Below are 18,485 nucleotides of genomic sequence, written 5' to 3' on the forward strand. Positions count from 1 at the left end.
TTACGGCGCGCGATGTTGTGTTTTGCGTCAGGCTCCACAGAACCTGCACTAAAAAGCTATATCTGAACGTCAAAAACATGTAAACAATTTATCAATAAAATGTTCTTATTTTATCGACGGGTTTACATTCTGGAGAAAGGATCGGTATGACGACAAAGAAAACGAAAACAGCGTTAAACCACGACGACATTGCGGACGGGCGTATCGTCTCCTCCCGCCATCTCGTCTCAGAGCGGTGTGCCGAACTGTCGGAGCTGGAATACGCGTTGATCATGACCAGCAATGCGTTTAACAAATGGATGGTGCGCTGCATGACCGCAGCAGGGGAACCGGATATGGGCGCTTTCGACGTCTCGCTTCTGCACCACGTAAACCACCGCAACCGCAAGAAAAAGCTGGCCGACATCTGCTTTGTGCTGAACGTGGAAGATACCCACGTGGTGACGTATGCGCTGAAAAAGCTGGTAAAGGCGGGTTACGTCACCAGTGAAAAAGCGGGGAAAGAGCTCTTTTTCTCGACGACGGAGGAAGGCAAAGCGCTGTGCATGAAGTACCGGGAGGTACGGGAAGCCTGCCTGATCAACATTCATGCGGAAAGCGGCATTCCAGGCGCGTTGATTGGTGAGACCGCGCAGTTACTCCGCGCGATCTCCTCCCTGTATGATACCGCCGCACGCGCGGCGGCCTCGCTTTAAGGACGGCGGAAAAGCGTTATGCTCCGCCCGGCCAGTTCATAATCGACGGATTCCGTGATGATTTCCCCTGTGGGGGCATCATCCGCCGTCGAAAGCTCCAGCACCCAGCCCCCTTCGCCAAACTGCGGGATCTGGAAGGGCACCGTGCCTTCAAACGGGTTAAACAGCATCAGCACGTCGTGCCAGATGCCCTCTTCCTGCTCAAGATCCGGACGGCTGATGGCAAGACCAAGGGTGGAACCCTCGTCCCACTGTTCCGACTGCTGCGGTCCGCCACCGGCGTTAAACCAGCGGATCTCAAGCCCGTCGCGCCAGTTTTCACGGCGCAGCAGCGGCTGCTCAGCGCGCAGAGCAATCAACCGACGGGTAAAGTCGCGCAGCTTCTCGTCGTTTTCAGAGAGTCCTTCCCAGTTTATCCAGGAGATCTCGCTGTCCTGGCAATAGCCGTTATTATTGCCCTTTTGCGTCCGGCCAAACTCATCACCTGCCAGCAGCATCGGCGTGCCGTGGGAGAAGAAGAGCGTGGTGAGGAAGTTGCGCTTTTGCCGCTCGCGGGTGGCGATAATATCCGGATTCTCCGTCGGCCCTTCTTCACCGTAGTTATACGACCGGTTATCGTTATGTCCGTCGTTATTATCTTCCCCGTTATCGGCGTTATGCTTCTCGTTGTAAGATACCAGGTCGTTCAGCGTAAAGCCGTCATGCGCGGTGATAAAATTGACGCTGGCCCACGGACGACGTCCGCGCAGATCGTACAAATCACCGGACCCTAACAGACGGGCGGCAAAATCGTTAGAAACGTTATCTCCCTTCCAGTATTCACGTACCGTGTCGCGGTATTTGTCGTTCCACTCGCCCCAGCCTGGCGGGAAGCCCCCCACCTGATACCCCCCTGGGCCGATATCCCACGGTTCACCGATAAGCTTCAGCTTCGACAGCACCGGATCCTGGGTCACGGCATCAAAGAAGCCGCCGCGCGGGTCGAATCCCTCCGGCTCGCGTCCGAGAATGGTTCCGAGGTCAAAGCGGAAACCGTCAATCTGCATCGATTCCGCCCAGTAACGCAGGGAGTCCATGACCATCTGCAACACGCGCGGGTGCGAGGTGTTTACGGTGTTTCCGGTGCCGGTGTCGTTGATGTAATACCGATGCTGATCCGGCATGGTGCGGTAATAGCAGAAGTTATCAATCCCCTTAAACGACAGGGTTGGCCCCAGCTCGTTGCCCTCCGCCGTGTGGTTATAGACCACGTCGAGGATCACCTCGATGCCCGCGTCATGATAAGCACGCACCATGTCGCGGAAACCCTGGATCCCCGCCGGGCCGTAATAGCGGGACGCTGGCGCAAAGAAACCGAGCGAGTTATAGCCCCAGAAGTTTTTCAGGCCGCGATCGAGCAGGTGCTGATCGTCCGGGAACCAGTGAACCGGCAGCAGCTCGACCGAGGTAATGCCGAGGCTTTTGATGTACTCCACCGAGGCTTTATGCCCCATCCCCTCAAACGTACCGCGCAGTTCAGGCGGAATAGCCGGGTTAAGCTGGGTAAAGCCTTTTACGTGGCTTTCATAGACCACGGTATGCGGCCACGGGATATCGGGCCGGCGTGAGTCCTGCCAGTCAACGGCATTGGGGTCGATGACCTTACATTTGGGCGTAAACGGCGCGCTGTCTCGCGTGTCAAAACTGAGATCCAGCTCGTCGTGTCCCAGTTCATAGCCGAAGTGGGCATCGTTCCACTCAATTTCACCTACCAGTTCACGGGCATAGGGGTCAATAAGCAGCTTATTGGGGTTGAAGCGGTGACCGTTCTCCGGATCGTAGGGGCCGTAAACGCGGTAGCCATACAGCGCCCCCGGTTTCAGGTCCGGCACATAGCCGTGCCAGACCTCATGGGTATATTCCGGCAGTTCCAGACGGGCGATTTCTGTTTTTCCCGAAGGATCAAACAGACACAGCTCCACCCGCTCAGCGTGGGCGGAAAACAGGGCGAAGTTCACCCCTTTTCCGTCATAATTTGCGCCCAACTGCTGGCCATGACCGGCCCGAATTTCAAACGTTGTATCCTTTGGCATTTTTGTTCTCCTCAATTATTCGCAGGTAAGCAGAACCAACAAACATCCCTTTTCAGACGTTAAATCCAGCGTCTCTGGCAGAAGGCGACGCTCACCGGTAAACAGATCCCGGTATTGCTTCCCGGCCAGCGCCTGGGGTATGGCCACGGTAGTATTGGCCCACAGCATCGCATTATCGGTGACGTCAAACACCAGGCGCGGCACGGCGACGATCAGCGCCTCGTCATCTTTGATGCGGGCATAAACGATCAGATTCTCCTCCCGCTCGCCGGTTACCTTCAGCGGCAGCCAGTCGCCGTAGCGGAAAAGCGCGGGGTAATGTGGCCGAAGCCGTAACAGCGTGGCGGTGACGTACTGCTTCACGCTGCCGTCTCGCCAGCGTTGCGCATCGTTAAAAACGGTGCCATCCGCTACGCTGAGGTTTTCCGCCAGTGCGGCGAAATCCGGTTCGCGGCGGTTATCCGGGTCGACGAGGCTGAAGTTAAGCCCCTCGCTGCCCTGGTAGATGTCCGGTACGCCAGGCGCAGTCAGTTTGATCACCGTCTGGCTCAGGCTGTTCATTAACCCAGCCCGAATAAACGGCTGGAGTGCGGCACTGAAATCACGCAGGAACAGGGTGTTATCCGGGGAAAGCAGATGGCGCACGTAGTCCAGGACCACGCTCTCGTAACCTTCGTTGCTGTCGATCCAGTCGGTACGCTGCTTGGCCTCGCGCAGGGCTTTCTCGATAAAGCCGAGGAAACGCTCTTCCAGTGACTTAAGGCCATCACGATCCTCAGGCGACAGGGTTGCTGGCCAGACGCCCGCCAGCGCCTGGAAGATCATCCAGGTGTCGGCGGCGTTCGGCGCGGTGCCATCGTTGAGGAATCGGACTTGCGTCTGGTTCATCTGCCGCCAGCGCGCCAGATTTTCTCCCCACAGATCTGGCGCTTCCGTCAGCGTATACAGACGAGCTCGTGCATCCTCGCCGCGTTTGGTGTCGTGGGTGGAGGTTCCCAGCAGCGCATCGGGCTGGCGGGCAAGTCGAATGCGCATCTCCTGATGAAAACGGGAAAGTGAAAACGCGCGCGGCGTCGGGTCGGCGCCGACTTCGTTCAGGGCCAACTCCAGGTTATGGCGGAAGAACAGCGTATCCTCTACCGATTTCGCCATCAGCGGCCCGGTCAGCTGCTGAAAACGGGTGCGGAAAAGCGAGGCCAGCGCGTGGTCATGCTCCGGCAGATCGCCGGAAAGAATACGCACGATAAGGCTCAGAGCGGGTTCAGAGGTGTTGACGCTGGCGACCACGCGGCTGAGCAGCGCCACATCCGGTGACGTCAGCCCCTGTGCGGTGCCGTAGGTGCGATACACCGGAAACGCGATAAGCAGCTCGCGCAGGGCATGGCGGATATCCTCATGCTCCACTTCGGCACCGTTATGCCCGGCCAGCTCGCTGGCTATTTTAAGCAGCGTGGTAAATTCACCTTCAAAATTACGATCGGTCATCAGCCCTTTGGCGTTGCGAAGTTCCGCCTGCCTGTCAACGGTCGTACCCAGTGTCTCGTCGTAGAGCGTCTCCAGCCGCGAGAGGTTGGTATCATCCACCAGCACTTCCGCCAGGGAGGCGATAAACTCATAGCCCGTAGTACCTGAGATGGGCCACTCCGGAGGAAGCTGTTCCCCTTTGGCGAGGATCTTCTCTACCGTGATGTAGCAATCCGGTCCGGTCGCCGCACGCAGTCGCTGCAAATAGCCCAGCGGATCGGCAAGCCCGTCCACATGGTCAATGCGCAGGCCGTCGACAACCCCGGCGTGGACAAGCTCAAGGATCAGGCGGTGCGTGTCTGCGAATACCGCCTCATCCTCTACCCGCACGCCGACCAGCCCGGTGATTTCAAAAAAGCGCCGCCATGAAAGCTGTTTCGGCGCTTCCCGCCAGGACATCAGCCGCCAGCTTTGCGCCTCGTGGATCTCAGCGATGCTCTTGCCTTCGGCATACGTGCCGGGATTAAGCGGATAGGCGGTATCATAGTAAACCAACGCCGCGCTGTCGGTGACACTGTCACGTTTCAGGGTGATAGCCCCCCGCTCCAGCTCGGCTTCAAAGGTGTCGCCAAGAAACGGCAACGTCAGGGGTCGGGACCAGTCGATATCAAAATATGCCGCATAGCGGCTCTGCCGACCGTGCTCGATAACATCGCGCCACCAGCGGTTTTCCAGCGAGGTCGACATATGGTTAGGAACGATATCCAGAATCAGCCCCATCCCCGCCTGTTTCAGCGCTGCCGCCATGCGGTCAAACCCTTCCCGCCCGCCAATCGCCGGGTCGATTTCGTTGGGGGCGGTCACGTCATAGCCGTGGGTGGAATCCGTGGTTGCGGTGAAAACAGGCGACGCGTAAAGATGGCTAATTCCGAGGTCTTTCATATACGGAATCAGGTCCACCACGCGATCGAAGGTCATGCCGTTGCGAAACTGAATTCGGTAAGTAGAGGAAGGGATCATAGCGCTGCTTCTCCATCAGCAAAGCGAACAACAATACTGTTCGGCGGCAGGTTTTCGACTGCCTCCGGCCAGCTAAAGATCGTTTTTCCGGGCAGGTCCGGTAAGGCGAGGGGCTTTTTGCCGATATTCAGCGCCAGCGACAGCGTACCGGACGGAAAACGCCAGCTCACGGCAACCATGCCGAGCGCCGTTTGCAGGACGTTACCCTCCACGGCGCCCCGCTGTTTCAGTAACGGGACGATAAAGCGTTGACGCAGCGCAATCAGTTCGCGCGTAACGTGCAGCCACGCCCTGCCTTCCTCCGTGTCTGCCTTGTTCCAGTCAAGTTTCGACCGCATAAAGGTATTTACGTCATTGGGATCCGGTACGGTTTCATCGTGCCCGGCATGGCCGGTAAACTCTTTCGCGCGCCCCTCCCGCACGGCTTTCGCCAGGTCGCCGTGGAAGTCGGTGAAAAAGAGGAACGGATGCGTTTCGCCATACTCCTCACCCATAAACAGCAGCGGGATATGTGGCGACAGGAGCAGCGCCGCGAATAGCACGCGCGTTTTCTCCGCCCCAGCCAGAGAGATAAGCCTCTCCCCCTGGGCACGGTTGCCGACCTGGTCGTGATTCTGAATAAAATCGACAAAAAATTGCGGTGGTTGCTCGCGACACTCTACCCCGCGCGATTTCCCGGTCTGAAGCGAGATTTCCCCCTGGTAGACAAAGCCCTCTGCCAGCGCCCGCGCCAGCTTTTTCTCCGGCTCAAAGGCAAAATCCTGATAATAGGCGTGTGATTCCCCGGTCGCGAAGACATGCGCGGCGTTGTGAAAATCATCATTCCATTCGGCGGTGAAAAGCGGCGTCTGACCATGCTCATCGCGCGGATGCAGGAAAATCACGTTGCGACTGTCTTCGGTGGTCAGATGGATATGCCGATCCGGAAAGGCGTCGCGGATCCGTTGCGCTATCTCGGGAAGAATATGGGTCTCAGCGTTGTCATGGATCTGGTCGATGGCGTCGAAGCGCAGACCGTCAAGATGATACTCCGAGAGCCAGAATAACGGCGCCTCAGCGATGTATTGCCGGACGGCTTCAACCTCATAGGCTATACCGTTGCCCCACGGGGTCATACGATCCTGATGGAAAAACGCCGGCGAGAGCAACGGCAGGTAGTTCCCTTCCGGGCCAAAGTGGTTGAGTACAATATCCAGCACCACGGAAAGCCCGAGCGCGTGGGCGGCATCGATGAAGGCATGAAAATCATCCGGTGTGCCATAAGCTGAGTGCGGGGCATACAGCAGTACGCCATCATACCCCCATCCGCGCGCGCCCCCGAACTGGGACACGGGCATCACTTCCAGTTGCGTAATACCCAGTTCGGCCAGATAAGGCAATTTATCGATGGCCGCCCTGAAGGTTCCTTCCCCGGTGAAGGTGCCGATATGCATCTCGTAGATCACCGTCTCTTCCCATGGCCGCCCTTGCCATTCCCGCTGTGCGGGCAGGTTGTGACGCGGGTCGATTACCACCGACGGGCCGTTGACGTCAGCCTGTTGCGCGCGCGAGGCCGGATCCGACACCGCCATTCCATCCTGTAAAACAAACTGATACGGCGTACCGTGTCTGACGCCGGGCACGTCAACCTGAAACCAGCCGTCGCCCACCGCCGCCATCGGAATATCGGTGTCGGTTAAACGCAACGTGAGATCTTTCTGCCCTTCTGCCCAGACGCGAAAACGTACAACGTCATCGGAAATAAACTCAGCACCCCAGTGCCTGCGACATGTTCTGAATTCCATTCATTGTCCTCGAATGACCACATTTTACGCGGAACGAAATACAAGCTTAGACCAGGATGAACAGAGTGTTATGCCAGCAGGGTATGCCGCTTCGTCTATTATCTATTTATAACTCCCACTTAAGGAATACTATGCATATTCGAAAAGGATTAAGCACCGACCTCGCCCGTCTTGAATGTTGTGATTTTTCTTTTACGGTCGATGAGATTGCCAGAGAACCTTTTCTCAATGGTGATTTGCATATCGAGGCGCTAACCGATCCTTATCATAAAACCTATGAACTGGATCTCCAGACGCTGGAAAATCATTGCGTTAATCCCGATTCAATATTTCTTATCGCCGAAACGGATGACGGTGAAATCGCCGGTTTTATTACCGCGTCCTGCAACTGGAATAAATTTATTTCGGTGGATTACATTGCCGTGGAGCGTTCAAAACGCCGAACGGGCGCGGCGCACAAGCTGATGTCTGCCACCCACGTCTGGGCGCGAAGCCTCAATGCGCCCGGCTTACGGCTGGAGACGCAGAACGTTAATGTTTCTGCCTGCCTTTTCTATCGTCACTATGGGTTTATTCTGGGCGGTTACGATCGTTACCTTTACAACGCCCTGCCGGAAAAAGATGAGGTCGCCCTTTTCTGGTATTACATGCTGGCTTGAGAAATATTTTATATCCGCCACTGGAATATAGATTTGTCTGAATTTGTCAATTTTGCCCGCTTACGTTTAATTAACGACTAATCTTGGAATTCACTATTAAGGAGGCCGGTATGTCTACAGGAAATAATCACACGCTGCATTACCCTCGTCCACCGTTTGCAGAACAACCGCAAAGGGCTCCCGGGCTGGCATCGGAAATGAAGCCAATACCGGATCATGGTGAAACAAGTTATATCGGGTCAGGAAAACTGGCAGGAAAAAAAGCGCTGATTACCGGCGGTGATTCCGGCATTGGTCGCGCGGTAGCCATCGCCTATGCCCGTGAAGGTGCAGATGTCGCTATTGGCTATCTGCCGGAAGAGGAGTCCGATGCGGCATCGGTCATTGCGCTGATTCAGGCCGAAGGCCGTAAAGCGGTCGCCATTCCCGGCGACATTCGCGTGGAGTCCTTCTGCGACACGCTGGTGGAAAAAGCCGTTGCCGAACTGGGCGGCCTGGATATCCTGGTGAATAACGCCGGACGCCAGCAGTACTGTGAATCTATCGACGATCTCACCACGGCAGATTTTGACGCAACGTTTAAGACCAACGTCTATGCCCCCTTCTGGATCACCAAAGCTGCGCTGCGCCATTTGCAGGAAGGTGCCGTGATCATCAACACCACTTCCGTTCAGGCGTTTAAACCGAGCGCGATCCTGGTGGACTATGCGCAGACCAAAGCCTGTAACGTGGCCTTTACCAAGTCTCTGGCCCAGCAGCTTGGGCCGCGTGGCATTCGGGTGAATGCCGTCGCGCCAGGTCCATACTGGACGCCTCTTCAGTCCAGCGGCGGTCAGCCTCAGTCTAAAGTTCAGAAGTTCGGGGAAGATACGCCCCTGGGGAGACCGGGTCAGCCGGTTGAAATCGCACCGCTGTATGTGCTGTTTGCCTCCGATTCCTGCTCATACGCTTCCGGGCAAGTGTGGTGCTCTGATGGCGGTACCGGCGTGCTGTAAAGCATCCTCTCAGACCTATCCATTTCATGGATAGGTCACATTCACTCCCCTGCTGTTCTCAAAAATCGCAGTTGAACTATGATGAACTTACTATTAAGGAGCCCATCATGTTTACTGTGAAAAAACTTGCGATATCAACCCTGTTGACCGGTTCAGTTTTATTCTTTCCAGCGATCCACGCGGTGGCCAGCGTTCCGCAGCATGTGGTGAAACAGCAGGCTGGCGGCTACAGCGTTCAGGTTGGCGACACGATTATTACCGCCTTTACGGACGGCAGCGTGCCGCAGGATCTGCACGCCTTACTGCGCCGGACGACGGCGGAAAATACCGATGCGTTACTGGCCAAAAACTTCCAGGCCAATCCGGTGGAAGCATCGATTAACGCGTTTTATATCGCCTTGCCCGGGCACAAAATCCTGGTGGATACCGGTTCCGGTCAGCTCTTTGGCCCCGGCAAAGGCGGGCGGCTGATTGAAAGCCTGGCGACCCAGGGCATCAAACCCGAAGATATTACCGATGTTCTAATCACCCATGCGCACTCCGATCACGCCGGTGGTCTGGTCAAAGACGGTCAGCGCGTGTTTACCCACGCGCAGGTCTTTGTCGGCAAACCGGATATCGATTTCTTCTTTAACGTCGAGAACCAGAAAAAATCGGGCTATGACCAGAACTACTTCGATGTCGCGCACAAGACATTAAAGCCTTATCTGGATGCCGGAAAAGTGAAGACTTTCTCAGGCACCGAACAGCTTCTGCCGGGCATCAGCGGTACGGTTCACCCGGGCCACACCCCAGGTTCCGCGTTTTACACGCTGGAGAGCAAAGGTGAAAAAATTACCTTTGTCGGCGACATCATCCACGTCGCCGCAGTTCAGTTCCCGCAGCCCAACGTGACGATTGCTTACGATGAGGATCAGGACGGCGCCGCCCGGGTGCGCAACGCAGCTTTCGCTGAGTTTATGAAAAACAAAGATCTGATTGCGGCGCCACATCTGCCTTTCCCCGGGATCGGCTATGTGACGAAAGGTGAGCGGGAAGGCTACACGTGGGTCCCGGTGACCTATACCAACCGTGACGCAAAATAAGATGTCCCCCTCCGATATGGATATGGACCTGATCCTGACGCTGGATGCGTTACTCAGGGACCAGAATATCACCCATGCGGCCGCGCGGCTGGGCATCAGCCAGCCAGCAATGTCTGCCCGCCTGGCACGCCTGCGCGTGTTGTTTGGTGAGCCGCTGTTTGTCCCTTCCCCACACGGACGTGGGGTGTTACCGACGCCGCGCGCCGAAGCGTTAAGGCCGCAGGTCGCGACGGTTTTGCAGGGCATAGCGGCGATGCTTGAACCCACCACGTTCAACGCGCAGAACAGCAACCGCACCTTTGTTATTGCCCTGCACGAAAACCCGGCGCTAATGCTGGGGGCAGAGTTGCAGAATCAGATTAGCAGTGCGGCACCAGGTATCCGCCTGCGTTTTGCGCTCCCGGAAACCCAGCTGCTGTCAGCGCAGATGGAAAATGGCGATGTGGATATTTATATCGGCGTTAACGCGGGGGCGCACGATGCATGGGTCAGACGCAAGCTGTTTGACGATGAATATGCCACAGCCCAGCGGAAAGGCCATCCGCGCGGTACGGGGCCGGTGGATCTGGAAAGCTATTGTAGTCTTTCACACCTGGTGGTTTCATCCGAGGGCGACCCGTTCGCGGGCTTTGTCGATCAGCATCTGGCGGGGCTTGGCCACCAGCGTAACGTGGTGATGTCGACGCAAAGCTATGCGATGGCGCCTGCGATTGTTGCCGGTACCGATTTACTCTGCACCCTACCCAGGCGCATGTTGCTACGCTTTACGCAAACGCTTGATATTTTTCCGCCGCCGCTGGATCTCCCGCCGATCGTCATCGGTATGTACTGGCATCCGAAAAACAGTCAGGATCCGGCTAATCGCTGGCTACGTGAACAGCTTCTTCAGGCCGCCGGACGTAAGGTATGATCGAGGATACTCAGCAATTTTTTCAGGACCTCAGAGCGAATAATCCGGTGGCAAACCAGCGTCAGCTCGCTCTCCCGGAGTCGGTCAAGAATATCCACAAAGACGACGTTTTGTACGCATATCGCCTTCGCTGAAGCTGGCAGCATGGCGATGCCAAACCCTGCCGAGACGAGGCTTATCACCGTGGGGACATCGGTGGCATTTTGCACAACGTCAGGCTGTACGCCCGCGCTGTGGCAGGCATCATAGAAATATTGCTCCAGCCCCATCCCCTCCGGGTCGCGCAGGGCGATCCACTTCTCCTCTTTCACCGACGCAAGCGTCAGCGCGGCGGAGCCCGCCAGACTGTGTTGACGAGGTAAGGCCAGCACGGCTTTTTCCGTTGTAAAAGGACGACTTTGAAGATCGTCAGGCAGCAGCGGTAACGGGGCACGAATAATGGCCACATCCAGCTGGTTGCTTTGCACGCCGGTATAAAGGGTTTGCACGTTTCCCGTCATCATGGAAAGGCTGATGGCTGGCCATTTCTCATGTAAAAGCCGCAGCGCGTCGGGCAGCTTACTGTCGAATATCGCGCTTGAAACGCATCCGAGATTCAGCACGCCCTGTTCCCCTCTGGCCGTCTGTCTGGCATCCAGAATGGCCTGATCGGTCATAAAAATCGCCACTCTGGCTTTACTGAGAAACGCCTCACCGGCTGGCGTCAGCGTCAGGCGACGATTCGCCCGGCTAAAGAGCACTACCCCCAGACGATCTTCAAGCGTTTTGATTTGCTGGCTTAGTGCCGGTTGCGCCATGTTAAGGCGCTCCGCCGCACGATGCATGTGAAGCTCTTCCGCCACCACGATAAAATTGCGCATCAGTCGAAACTGCATACTGTGCCTTCATTATTGATAATAAAATTCATATTAAAATAGCATGAATGATGCAATTGATAGCCTTCTTCGTCCGGTTAAGAATGGATGCAATCATCCGAGGGGGAAAATATGGAAAACCACATCAACGATCTCAGAAGTGCTATCGAACTGCTCAAACGCCATGAAGGTCAATACCTTGAAACCAGCCATCCGGTCGATCCTGACGCGGAGCTGGCGGGTGTGTACCGGCACATTGGTGCTGGCGGCACGGTAAAACGTCCGACGCGCATCGGCCCGGCCATGATGTTTAACGCTATTAAGGGGTATCCCGACTCCCGTATTCTGGTCGGTATGCACGCCAGCCGCGAGCGGGCGGCGCTCCTGTTGGGCTGCGAGCCCTCTGAACTGGCAAAACATGTCGGCCAGGCGGTGAAAAACCCGATTGCTCCCGTTGTCGTCCCGGCGGACCAGGCGCCGTGTCAGGAGCAGGTGTTTTATGCCGACGATCCGGACTTCGATCTGCGTAAATTGCTTCCGGCACCGACCAACACGCCGATAGATGCCGGTCCGTTCTTCTGTCTGGGGCTGGTGCTGGCAAGCGATCCGGAAGACGCCTCGCTGACCGATGTCACTATTCACCGTCTTTGCGTTCAGGAGCGCGATGAGCTCTCCATGTTCCTTGCCGCGGGCCGCCATATTGAAGTGTTCCGTAAGAAAGCCGAAGAGGCGGGCAAACCCTTGCCGGTCACGATCAATATGGGTCTCGATCCCGCTATCTATATTGGCGCCTGTTTCGAAGCCCCTACTACGCCCTTCGGCTACAACGAGCTGGGTGTCGCCGGTGCGTTACGTCAGGCTCCCGTCGAGCTGGTGCAGGGTGTGGCCGTAAATGAAAAAGCGATTGCGCGTGCGGAAATCATCATCGAAGGCGAACTGCTGCCGGGCGTTCGTGTAGAAGAAGATCAGCATACCCACACCGGGCACGCGATGCCGGAATTTCCCGGCTACTGCGGGGAGGCTAACCCCTCCTTACCGGTAATCAAAGTGAAGGCCGTCACGATGCGTCATCAGGCGATCCTGCAAACCCTGGTAGGACCGGGCGAAGAGCACACCACGCTGGCCGGTTTGCCAACGGAGGCCAGCATCCGGAATGCGGTGGAAGAAGCCATCCCCGGTTTCCTGCAAAACGTCTATGCGCATACCGCTGGCGGGGGCAAATTCCTTGGGGTATTGCAGGTTAAAAAACGCCAGCCTTCTGACGAAGGGCGTCAGGGTCAGGCGGCCCTCATCGCGTTAGCCACCTATTCCGAGCTTAAAAATATTATTCTCGTCGACGAAGACGTGGATATTTTCGACAGCGACGACATTTTGTGGGCGATGACGACCCGTATGCAGGGCGATGTCAGTATCACCCATCTGCCGGGGATCCGCGGTCACCAACTCGATCCGTCTCAGGCGCCGGACTACAGTCCCTCCATTCGTGGCAACGGGATCACCTGCAAAACGATTTTCGACTGTACGGTGCCCTGGGCGCTGAAGTCCCGCTTTGAGCGTGCACCCTTTATGGAGGTAGACCCGACGCCGTGGGCACCTGAACTGTTTAAAAAATAGTATTAACCGGAAATCCTCTTCACCCTTTACGGGTGAAGAACCTCACGCTGAAATTGCCGCGTCCCCTGCTTTCTTGTAACCTTTGAGCGTTTATCACATCCCCATAAAAAATGAGACTACCGGACGCCTATGACAGCACATATTTCCAACGATCCTTTGCATGGCGTAACGCTTGAAATGCAGGTTAACGCGCTGGTTGCGCGATATGGCTGGAATGAACTGGGCAACCGAATCAAAATCAACTGTTTTCGCAAGGACCCGAGTGTTAAATCGAGTCTGAAGTTCCTGCGCCGGACCCCATGGGCGCGGGCGGAAGTTGAAGCCCTCTACCTCGTCTCCCTTCACGATGACGGTAACGAGGAACAGGACGAACCGGCGTTTAATCCCTGGACGGATGGCCGGACACCCAGGAGCTAACACGCAAATGATGCGACACGTAAAACGGACTGGCGCGCTGCTTGGCTGCGCGCTTTTACTGGTAAGTTGCACTTCCAAACCACCCAAATCACTCGTTACCCCGCTGCCGCAGGCGAAACCTGTACAGCAGACTAACGCACCCATGCGCGGGATCTGGCTGGCGACCGTCTCCCGTCTCGACTGGCCCCCCGTGTCATCAGTGAATGGCCGCAGCGCGGACCAGCGTATCGCCCAGCAACAGAAGGCGCTGACGGACAAGCTCGATAAGCTGAAAAAGCTTGGGATCAACACCGTCTTCTTTCAGGTAAAACCGGACAGTACGGCGCTGTGGGCCTCTGAAATACTGCCGTGGTCAGATACCCTGACCGGGACTATCGGGGAAGACCCCGGTTACGATCCGCTCCAGTTTATGCTGGATGAAGCGCACAAGCGCGAGATGAAGGTTCACGCCTGGTTCAACCCTTACCGCGTCTCCACCAATACGAAGCCGTCGACCATCGCGGCGCTTAACCGTACCTCGTCGCTTCATCCCTCCAGCGTCTACGTCCAGCATCCGGAGTGGATCCGCACCTCGGGGGATCGTTTTGTTCTCGACCCGGGCATTCCCGAGGTGCGGGACTGGATAACCCAGGTGGTGATGGAAGTGGTGAATCGCTACCCTGTCGACGGCGTTCAGTTCGATGACTATTTTTACACCGAGACGCCGGGCTCAACCCTGAACGATGCCTGGACCTTCAGGCGCTACGGCGAGGGATTTGCGTCGAAAGCTGACTGGCGTCGGCACAATACGCAGCAGCTGATTGTGCAGGTATCAAGGGCGATCAAGCAGGCAAAGCCTGAGGTTGAATTTGGCGTCAGCCCGGCGGGTGTATGGCGCAACCGCTCCTTCGACCCGGCAGGATCGGACACGCGCGGTGCCGCAGCCTACGATGAATCCTACGCTGACACGCGTAAGTGGGTACAGCAGGGTTTACTGGATTACATTGCGCCGCAGATCTACTGGCCCTTCGCCCGCGACGCGGCACGATACGATGTGCTGACAAAATGGTGGGCTGACGTGGTGAAACCGACCCATACCCGCCTGTATATCGGGATCGCGTTCTACAAAGTGGGCGCGCCTTCCAGAAACGAACCGGACTGGACGGTGAACGGCGGCGTACCGGAGCTGAAAAAACAGCTCGACCTCAACGATTCACTGCCAGACGTAAAAGGCACCATCCTGTTCCGTGAAGACTATCTTAACCAGCCGCAGACGCAGGAAGCCGTAAATTACCTCCGGGGGCGCTGGGGTAGTTGACTGACAAAAGGCAGAAACGTCCTGTTTCTGCCTTTTTTTTACGGCTTCGGCCCGAACATCGCCTCAAGCTGTTTTGCGTCTGGCATGCCCACGACCTGCTGCAGTTCGTTTTGCTCATTCAGGTAATAAATAGCCGGTGTGGCATTTGCGCCGAGACTGTCCATAAGCGTCTGGTGATTTTGCAGGATCTCAACGGTTTCCCGTGAAGCCGCCCCTTCAGGTTTAGGCAGCTTTTTACCGCCGGACAGCTCGTACTCTTTCCAGGCCGACACCGGATCTTTGGCATTCAGGATCGCGGAGGCGTTACGCCCGCTGTTCGGGTTAAGAAACGCAACCAGCAGCGTGTTGAGCTGGACCTTGCCGGCCTTCACCCACGGCTGCGCTTCAGCCCAGAACTGCTTGCAGTACGGGCAGAACGGGTCGGCAAAAACAAAGACTTTGCGCGGGGCGCTCTCGGCGCCCTCTTTCAGCGGATGCGCCGCATTGAGCTTTTTCCACATCTCGCGGCCCATCGGGGCGTAGATCTCTTTCTGGAAAAAGGCCTCGCTGAGGTTGGTTCCCTTCTCATCATACAGATAGCCAGACACCACGTGCTTTCCGTCAGGGGTCAGAAAGAGCGTCACGCCCATGTCCTGATACTGCCCCAGCCACGCTGGCGCGCCGCCGGGGGCATCAATTTTCTTAATGATTTTGATATCCTGCTGCTCACTGAAGTGCTTTACCACATCCGGAAGCGACTCCTCTGCCCTGACCAGCCCTGAAAACAGCAGAGCAGAGAGTAACAGCATCTTTTTCTTTGCTAACAGTTGAAGCATAACGACCCCTCTAAGATATTGTTTTTCAGAGTGGTCGAACTTTATTGCCCTGTCAACGCTTCATAAATATCCTTGAGGCGACTACGCAAAAATCGCACAGCTTTGTGTTTGCGGGATAATAACGCCTGCACGCTGTCGCCCGTTTCCTCCGCCAGCGCCTTCATGGTGTATCCTTCAAATTCCGTTTTTTCAAACACCTCGCGCTGTGGTGGCGACAGTTCCGACAGGGCTTGCCCCAACTCTTCCCACAGCAGCATGTTGAGATACTCCTCCTCCGGCGTTTGCGGTACGCCGAATAACGTTTCTGCAATCTCCTGCTCCGGAAAGTCCTCGTCATCTGCCGTCAGGTACCCCGGCAGTGAAACCTCATGCTTTTTTCGCGCCCGGTCGATCATCTCATTCCGCGCGGCGCGAAACAGCCAGGCGGCGACGTTCTCCACCGGTTGTTCCACTTTCATCAACTGCCAGGTCACTTCCTGAAGAATATCATCAACATCATCACGAACCGCAGTCCGTCCGCGAATGAAGGCTTTTAGCCGTGCGCGGCAGGCATTGAGTGCCGAGATCAGTAATGATTCCCCCGCCTCACCGGCTTTCATATCGCTCACTCGGCTTCCGGCGCTTTCGCAGCGTTATCATCTCGCTTCTCATCCCGGTCATCGTGCCACCGGCAATGACCATGACGCCCAAATCCCGCCCGACGCTGCTGAATGAAGGCCTCACGTTGTTCGGGGGTCATATTCATCCATTGTGCGTGCATACGGCGGTGTGCACCGAACATGCCTGGACGAAAACCCAGCCCACCGAAAAGAATGCGGCTCAGCAGCAGGATCCCCAGCGCCTGCCAGAAGCCAATGGCTTTAACCCCCAGGATGGCCGGGAGCAACGCGTTCCACAGGGACATGACCAGCAGGCCAAGCACCACGAACAGGACTGCGCCTATCACGATGCCCTTGTACATACGATGGCGGCCCAAACCACGTCCGTGACCTTTTCCGTGCATATCAAAATTTCTCATGTGTACCTCGTTTATGTTGAATGATTATGGTCTCTGATGAGGTAGACGGATGAGGAACAGAAATATTGCCGGGGAAAGATAAAATTTATGTGATAGCGGCTTTGTACGGATAACAGTAATGGCTGAAGGAGATTGTGCAGCGGATGAATGCAGACATTAAAAAGGCTCCAACAGGAGCCTTCCTCATTTAATCACGCAATTGCCGGCAGACGAAAACTCGAAATACTCTGCGACAACTGCTGCGCCTGCTCCTCCAGCGAGGCCGCGGCTGCGGCGGATTGCTGCACCAGCGCCGCGTTCTGCTGGGTCACACCGTCCATCTCCGTTACGGCCTGCCCAACCTGACCAATTCCACGGCTCTGCTCTTCTGAGGCAACCGAAATCTGTTCCATCAGCGTATGCACTTTATTCACAGAGCTGATAATAGAATCAATCACCTCTCCCGAACGATTCACCAGTTCCGCACCGTTTTTCACGCTGGAAACAGACTGGGCGATAAGGCTTTCGATATCCTTCGCCGCCACCGCGCTTTTCTGGGCCAGGGTGCGCACTTCACTTGCCACCACGGCAAATCCTCGCCCCTGCGTACCGGCACGCGCCGCTTCAACGGCCGCGTTCAGCGCCAGAATATTAGTCTGGAAAGCAATACTGTTGATGACACTGGTGATGTCCTCAATACGCTTCGAGTTGGACGCGATAGTATTCATCGTTTCGATGACTTCACGGGTTACCGCTTCACCGGTATGGGCATTTTTCACGGCATCCTGCACCAGCTTACCGGCCTGGAACACGTTATCGGTGTTATTCGCCACCGTCGCGCTCAGCTCTTCCATGCTGGCGGCCGTCTGGGTCAGGGCAGAAGCCTGTTGCTCGGTACGGGAGGCCAGGTCGATATTGCCGGAAGCAATTTCCTGCGCCGCATGCGTTACGGTGTGGCTGGCATCGCGCACCTGAGAAATGGTGGAGAGCAGCGCCTGGCGCATCTGCTCCATCGAGGACATCAGGTGATCGATTTCATTCCCGGAATCACGCTTGATCGGTACCGGTACGTCCAGCTTCCCGGCCGCAATCTGTCGACAGTGCTCGCGCGCCAGGTTCACTGGCGCAAAGACCACGCGTTTCATCAGCAGGCTGACGACGAGGATCACCACCACGAACAGCACCGCAATGCAGGCGATAATAACCAGACCCGACACAAAATTATGGCTCGCATCCTCGTTCAGCGTTTTGGCGTACTTCTGGTGAACGGAGAGAACCTGATCGAGCACAATTTCATATTGGCGATCGAGTTGAGACACCACGGGAATAAGAGCGTTGAACCGCGACACATCGTGAGCGGCGGCAGCGGCAATCAGTGGTGCCAGTCCCTGGTTACGGTAGTTTTGCCACGCCTCCTGGTAGGCAGTGACCAGCGGGGCTTCGTCCTGCAAACGCGGCGAGGCCATAAACGCCGAAAATGCACTATCGGCTTTGGTCAGCGCCTCTTTAACCGAGGCCAGTTTCGCAGACGAGTCGGTGGCGTCCCCCGATTCCACCATTTTTACATACTCCATAACCCTGACGCGCAGGGTTCGGCTATGGTTAATGGGATCAATAATGGACAGGACCACCTGAATTTCTTTGTTCACATTATCCAGCGAAGTATTACTTTTAATGATGAGCCCAACGCTGGTGATGGTGCTGGCCACAAAGAAGAAAAGCAGGGAAAACAGGATAATCAGGGATGATTTTTTCAACGACATAACACACCTCAGGGATATAATTTCCCTTTGGTTATCGGCTGAAT

The 18,485-nt window shown here is 56.2% G+C and carries 16 protein-coding genes; 8 read left to right on the forward strand and 8 right to left on the reverse strand.

Features of this window, described 5'->3' with window-relative positions; genetic code table 11:
- The first annotated feature begins 146 nt into the window (after positions 1-146).
- Positions 147-695 carry a winged helix DNA-binding protein gene (locus tag ACQG2Q_RS12055; RefSeq protein WP_063145887.1) on the forward strand — a complete coding sequence of 183 codons (549 nt, stop codon included), beginning with the start codon at positions 147-149 and terminating at the stop codon, positions 693-695.
- On the opposite strand, the gene glgX is transcribed toward ACQG2Q_RS12055, so the two are convergent.
- The 3 genes from glgX to treZ are packed head-to-tail and all read right to left on the reverse strand — an operon-like array spanning position 692 to position 7,035.
- A complete protein-coding gene (gene glgX, locus ACQG2Q_RS12060) occupies positions 692-2,767 on the reverse strand; it encodes a glycogen debranching protein GlgX (protein WP_022648158.1) in 2,076 nt (691 codons plus the stop codon). The genes ACQG2Q_RS12055 and glgX overlap by 4 nt on opposite strands.
- Positions 2,768-2,782: 15 nt before the next feature.
- Positions 2,783-5,251, reverse strand: coding sequence for a malto-oligosyltrehalose synthase (gene treY, locus ACQG2Q_RS12065; protein ID WP_063849057.1), 2,469 nt, complete (start codon positions 5,249-5,251; stop codon positions 2,783-2,785).
- On the reverse strand, positions 5,248-7,035 hold the full coding sequence (gene treZ / locus ACQG2Q_RS12070) for a malto-oligosyltrehalose trehalohydrolase (protein ID WP_063849058.1): 1,788 nt from the start codon (positions 7,033-7,035) through the stop codon (positions 5,248-5,250). The genes treY and treZ overlap by 4 nt, the downstream gene beginning before the upstream one ends.
- A gap of 131 nt (positions 7,036-7,166) precedes the next feature.
- Here treZ and ACQG2Q_RS12075 point away from each other — a divergent pair, with 131 nt between their 5' ends.
- The 4 genes from ACQG2Q_RS12075 (at position 7,167) to ACQG2Q_RS12090 (ending at position 10,684) form a co-directional block, all read left to right on the forward strand.
- Positions 7,167-7,694, forward strand: coding sequence for a GNAT family N-acetyltransferase (locus tag ACQG2Q_RS12075; RefSeq protein ID WP_022648161.1), 528 nt, complete (start codon positions 7,167-7,169; stop codon positions 7,692-7,694).
- A gap of 110 nt (positions 7,695-7,804) precedes the next feature.
- Positions 7,805-8,689: an SDR family oxidoreductase gene (locus ACQG2Q_RS12080; RefSeq protein WP_022648162.1), complete on the forward strand. Its 885-nt coding sequence runs from the start codon at positions 7,805-7,807 to the stop codon at positions 8,687-8,689.
- Between the two features lie 107 nt (positions 8,690-8,796).
- A complete protein-coding gene (locus ACQG2Q_RS12085; RefSeq protein ID WP_096216766.1) occupies positions 8,797-9,774 on the forward strand; it encodes an MBL fold metallo-hydrolase in 978 nt (325 codons plus the stop codon).
- A gap of 1 nt (position 9,775) precedes the next feature.
- Positions 9,776-10,684, forward strand: a complete 909-nt coding sequence (locus ACQG2Q_RS12090) for a LysR family transcriptional regulator (RefSeq protein WP_063849060.1) — start codon at positions 9,776-9,778, stop codon at positions 10,682-10,684.
- On the opposite strand, the gene ACQG2Q_RS12095 is transcribed toward ACQG2Q_RS12090, so the two are convergent.
- Entirely contained in the window at positions 10,660-11,559 is a 900-nt protein-coding gene (locus tag ACQG2Q_RS12095) for a LysR substrate-binding domain-containing protein (RefSeq protein ID WP_063849061.1), read from the reverse strand. The genes ACQG2Q_RS12090 and ACQG2Q_RS12095 overlap by 25 nt on opposite strands.
- Positions 11,560-11,670: 111 nt before the next feature.
- On the opposite strand from ACQG2Q_RS12095, the gene ACQG2Q_RS12100 reads away from it, so the two are divergent.
- From ACQG2Q_RS12100 to ACQG2Q_RS12110, 3 genes are all read left to right on the forward strand, one after another.
- Positions 11,671-13,152 carry a UbiD family decarboxylase gene (locus tag ACQG2Q_RS12100; protein ID WP_063849062.1) on the forward strand — a complete coding sequence of 494 codons (1,482 nt, stop codon included), beginning with the start codon at positions 11,671-11,673 and terminating at the stop codon, positions 13,150-13,152.
- A gap of 129 nt (positions 13,153-13,281) precedes the next feature.
- Positions 13,282-13,569: a VF530 family DNA-binding protein gene (locus ACQG2Q_RS12105; RefSeq protein ID WP_063849063.1), complete on the forward strand. Its 288-nt coding sequence runs from the start codon at positions 13,282-13,284 to the stop codon at positions 13,567-13,569.
- Between the two features lie 7 nt (positions 13,570-13,576).
- Positions 13,577-14,866, forward strand: a complete 1,290-nt coding sequence (locus ACQG2Q_RS12110) for a glycoside hydrolase family 10 protein (RefSeq protein WP_063849064.1) — start codon at positions 13,577-13,579, stop codon at positions 14,864-14,866.
- A 38-nt stretch (positions 14,867-14,904) separates the two neighbouring features.
- On the opposite strand, the gene dsbG is transcribed toward ACQG2Q_RS12110, so the two are convergent.
- The 4 genes from dsbG to ACQG2Q_RS12130 form a co-directional block, all read right to left on the reverse strand.
- On the reverse strand, positions 14,905-15,681 hold the full coding sequence (gene dsbG, locus ACQG2Q_RS12115; RefSeq protein WP_022648169.1) for a thiol:disulfide interchange protein DsbG: 777 nt from the start codon (positions 15,679-15,681) through the stop codon (positions 14,905-14,907).
- Between the two features lie 41 nt (positions 15,682-15,722).
- A complete protein-coding gene (locus ACQG2Q_RS12120; RefSeq protein ID WP_180237992.1) occupies positions 15,723-16,280 on the reverse strand; it encodes an RNA polymerase sigma factor in 558 nt (185 codons plus the stop codon).
- A 5-nt stretch (positions 16,281-16,285) separates the two neighbouring features.
- Complete coding sequence (locus ACQG2Q_RS12125; RefSeq protein ID WP_045622692.1) at positions 16,286-16,699, reverse strand: hypothetical protein; 414 nt, start codon at positions 16,697-16,699, stop codon at positions 16,286-16,288.
- Positions 16,700-16,890: 191 nt separating this feature from the next.
- A complete protein-coding gene (locus tag ACQG2Q_RS12130) occupies positions 16,891-18,441 on the reverse strand; it encodes a methyl-accepting chemotaxis protein (RefSeq protein ID WP_063849065.1) in 1,551 nt (516 codons plus the stop codon).
- Positions 18,442-18,485: the final 44 nt, after the last annotated feature.

This window comes from Enterobacter cloacae complex sp. 370H10, assembly GCF_050031535.1.
Classification (GTDB): domain Bacteria; phylum Pseudomonadota; class Gammaproteobacteria; order Enterobacterales; family Enterobacteriaceae; genus Enterobacter; species Enterobacter intestinihominis.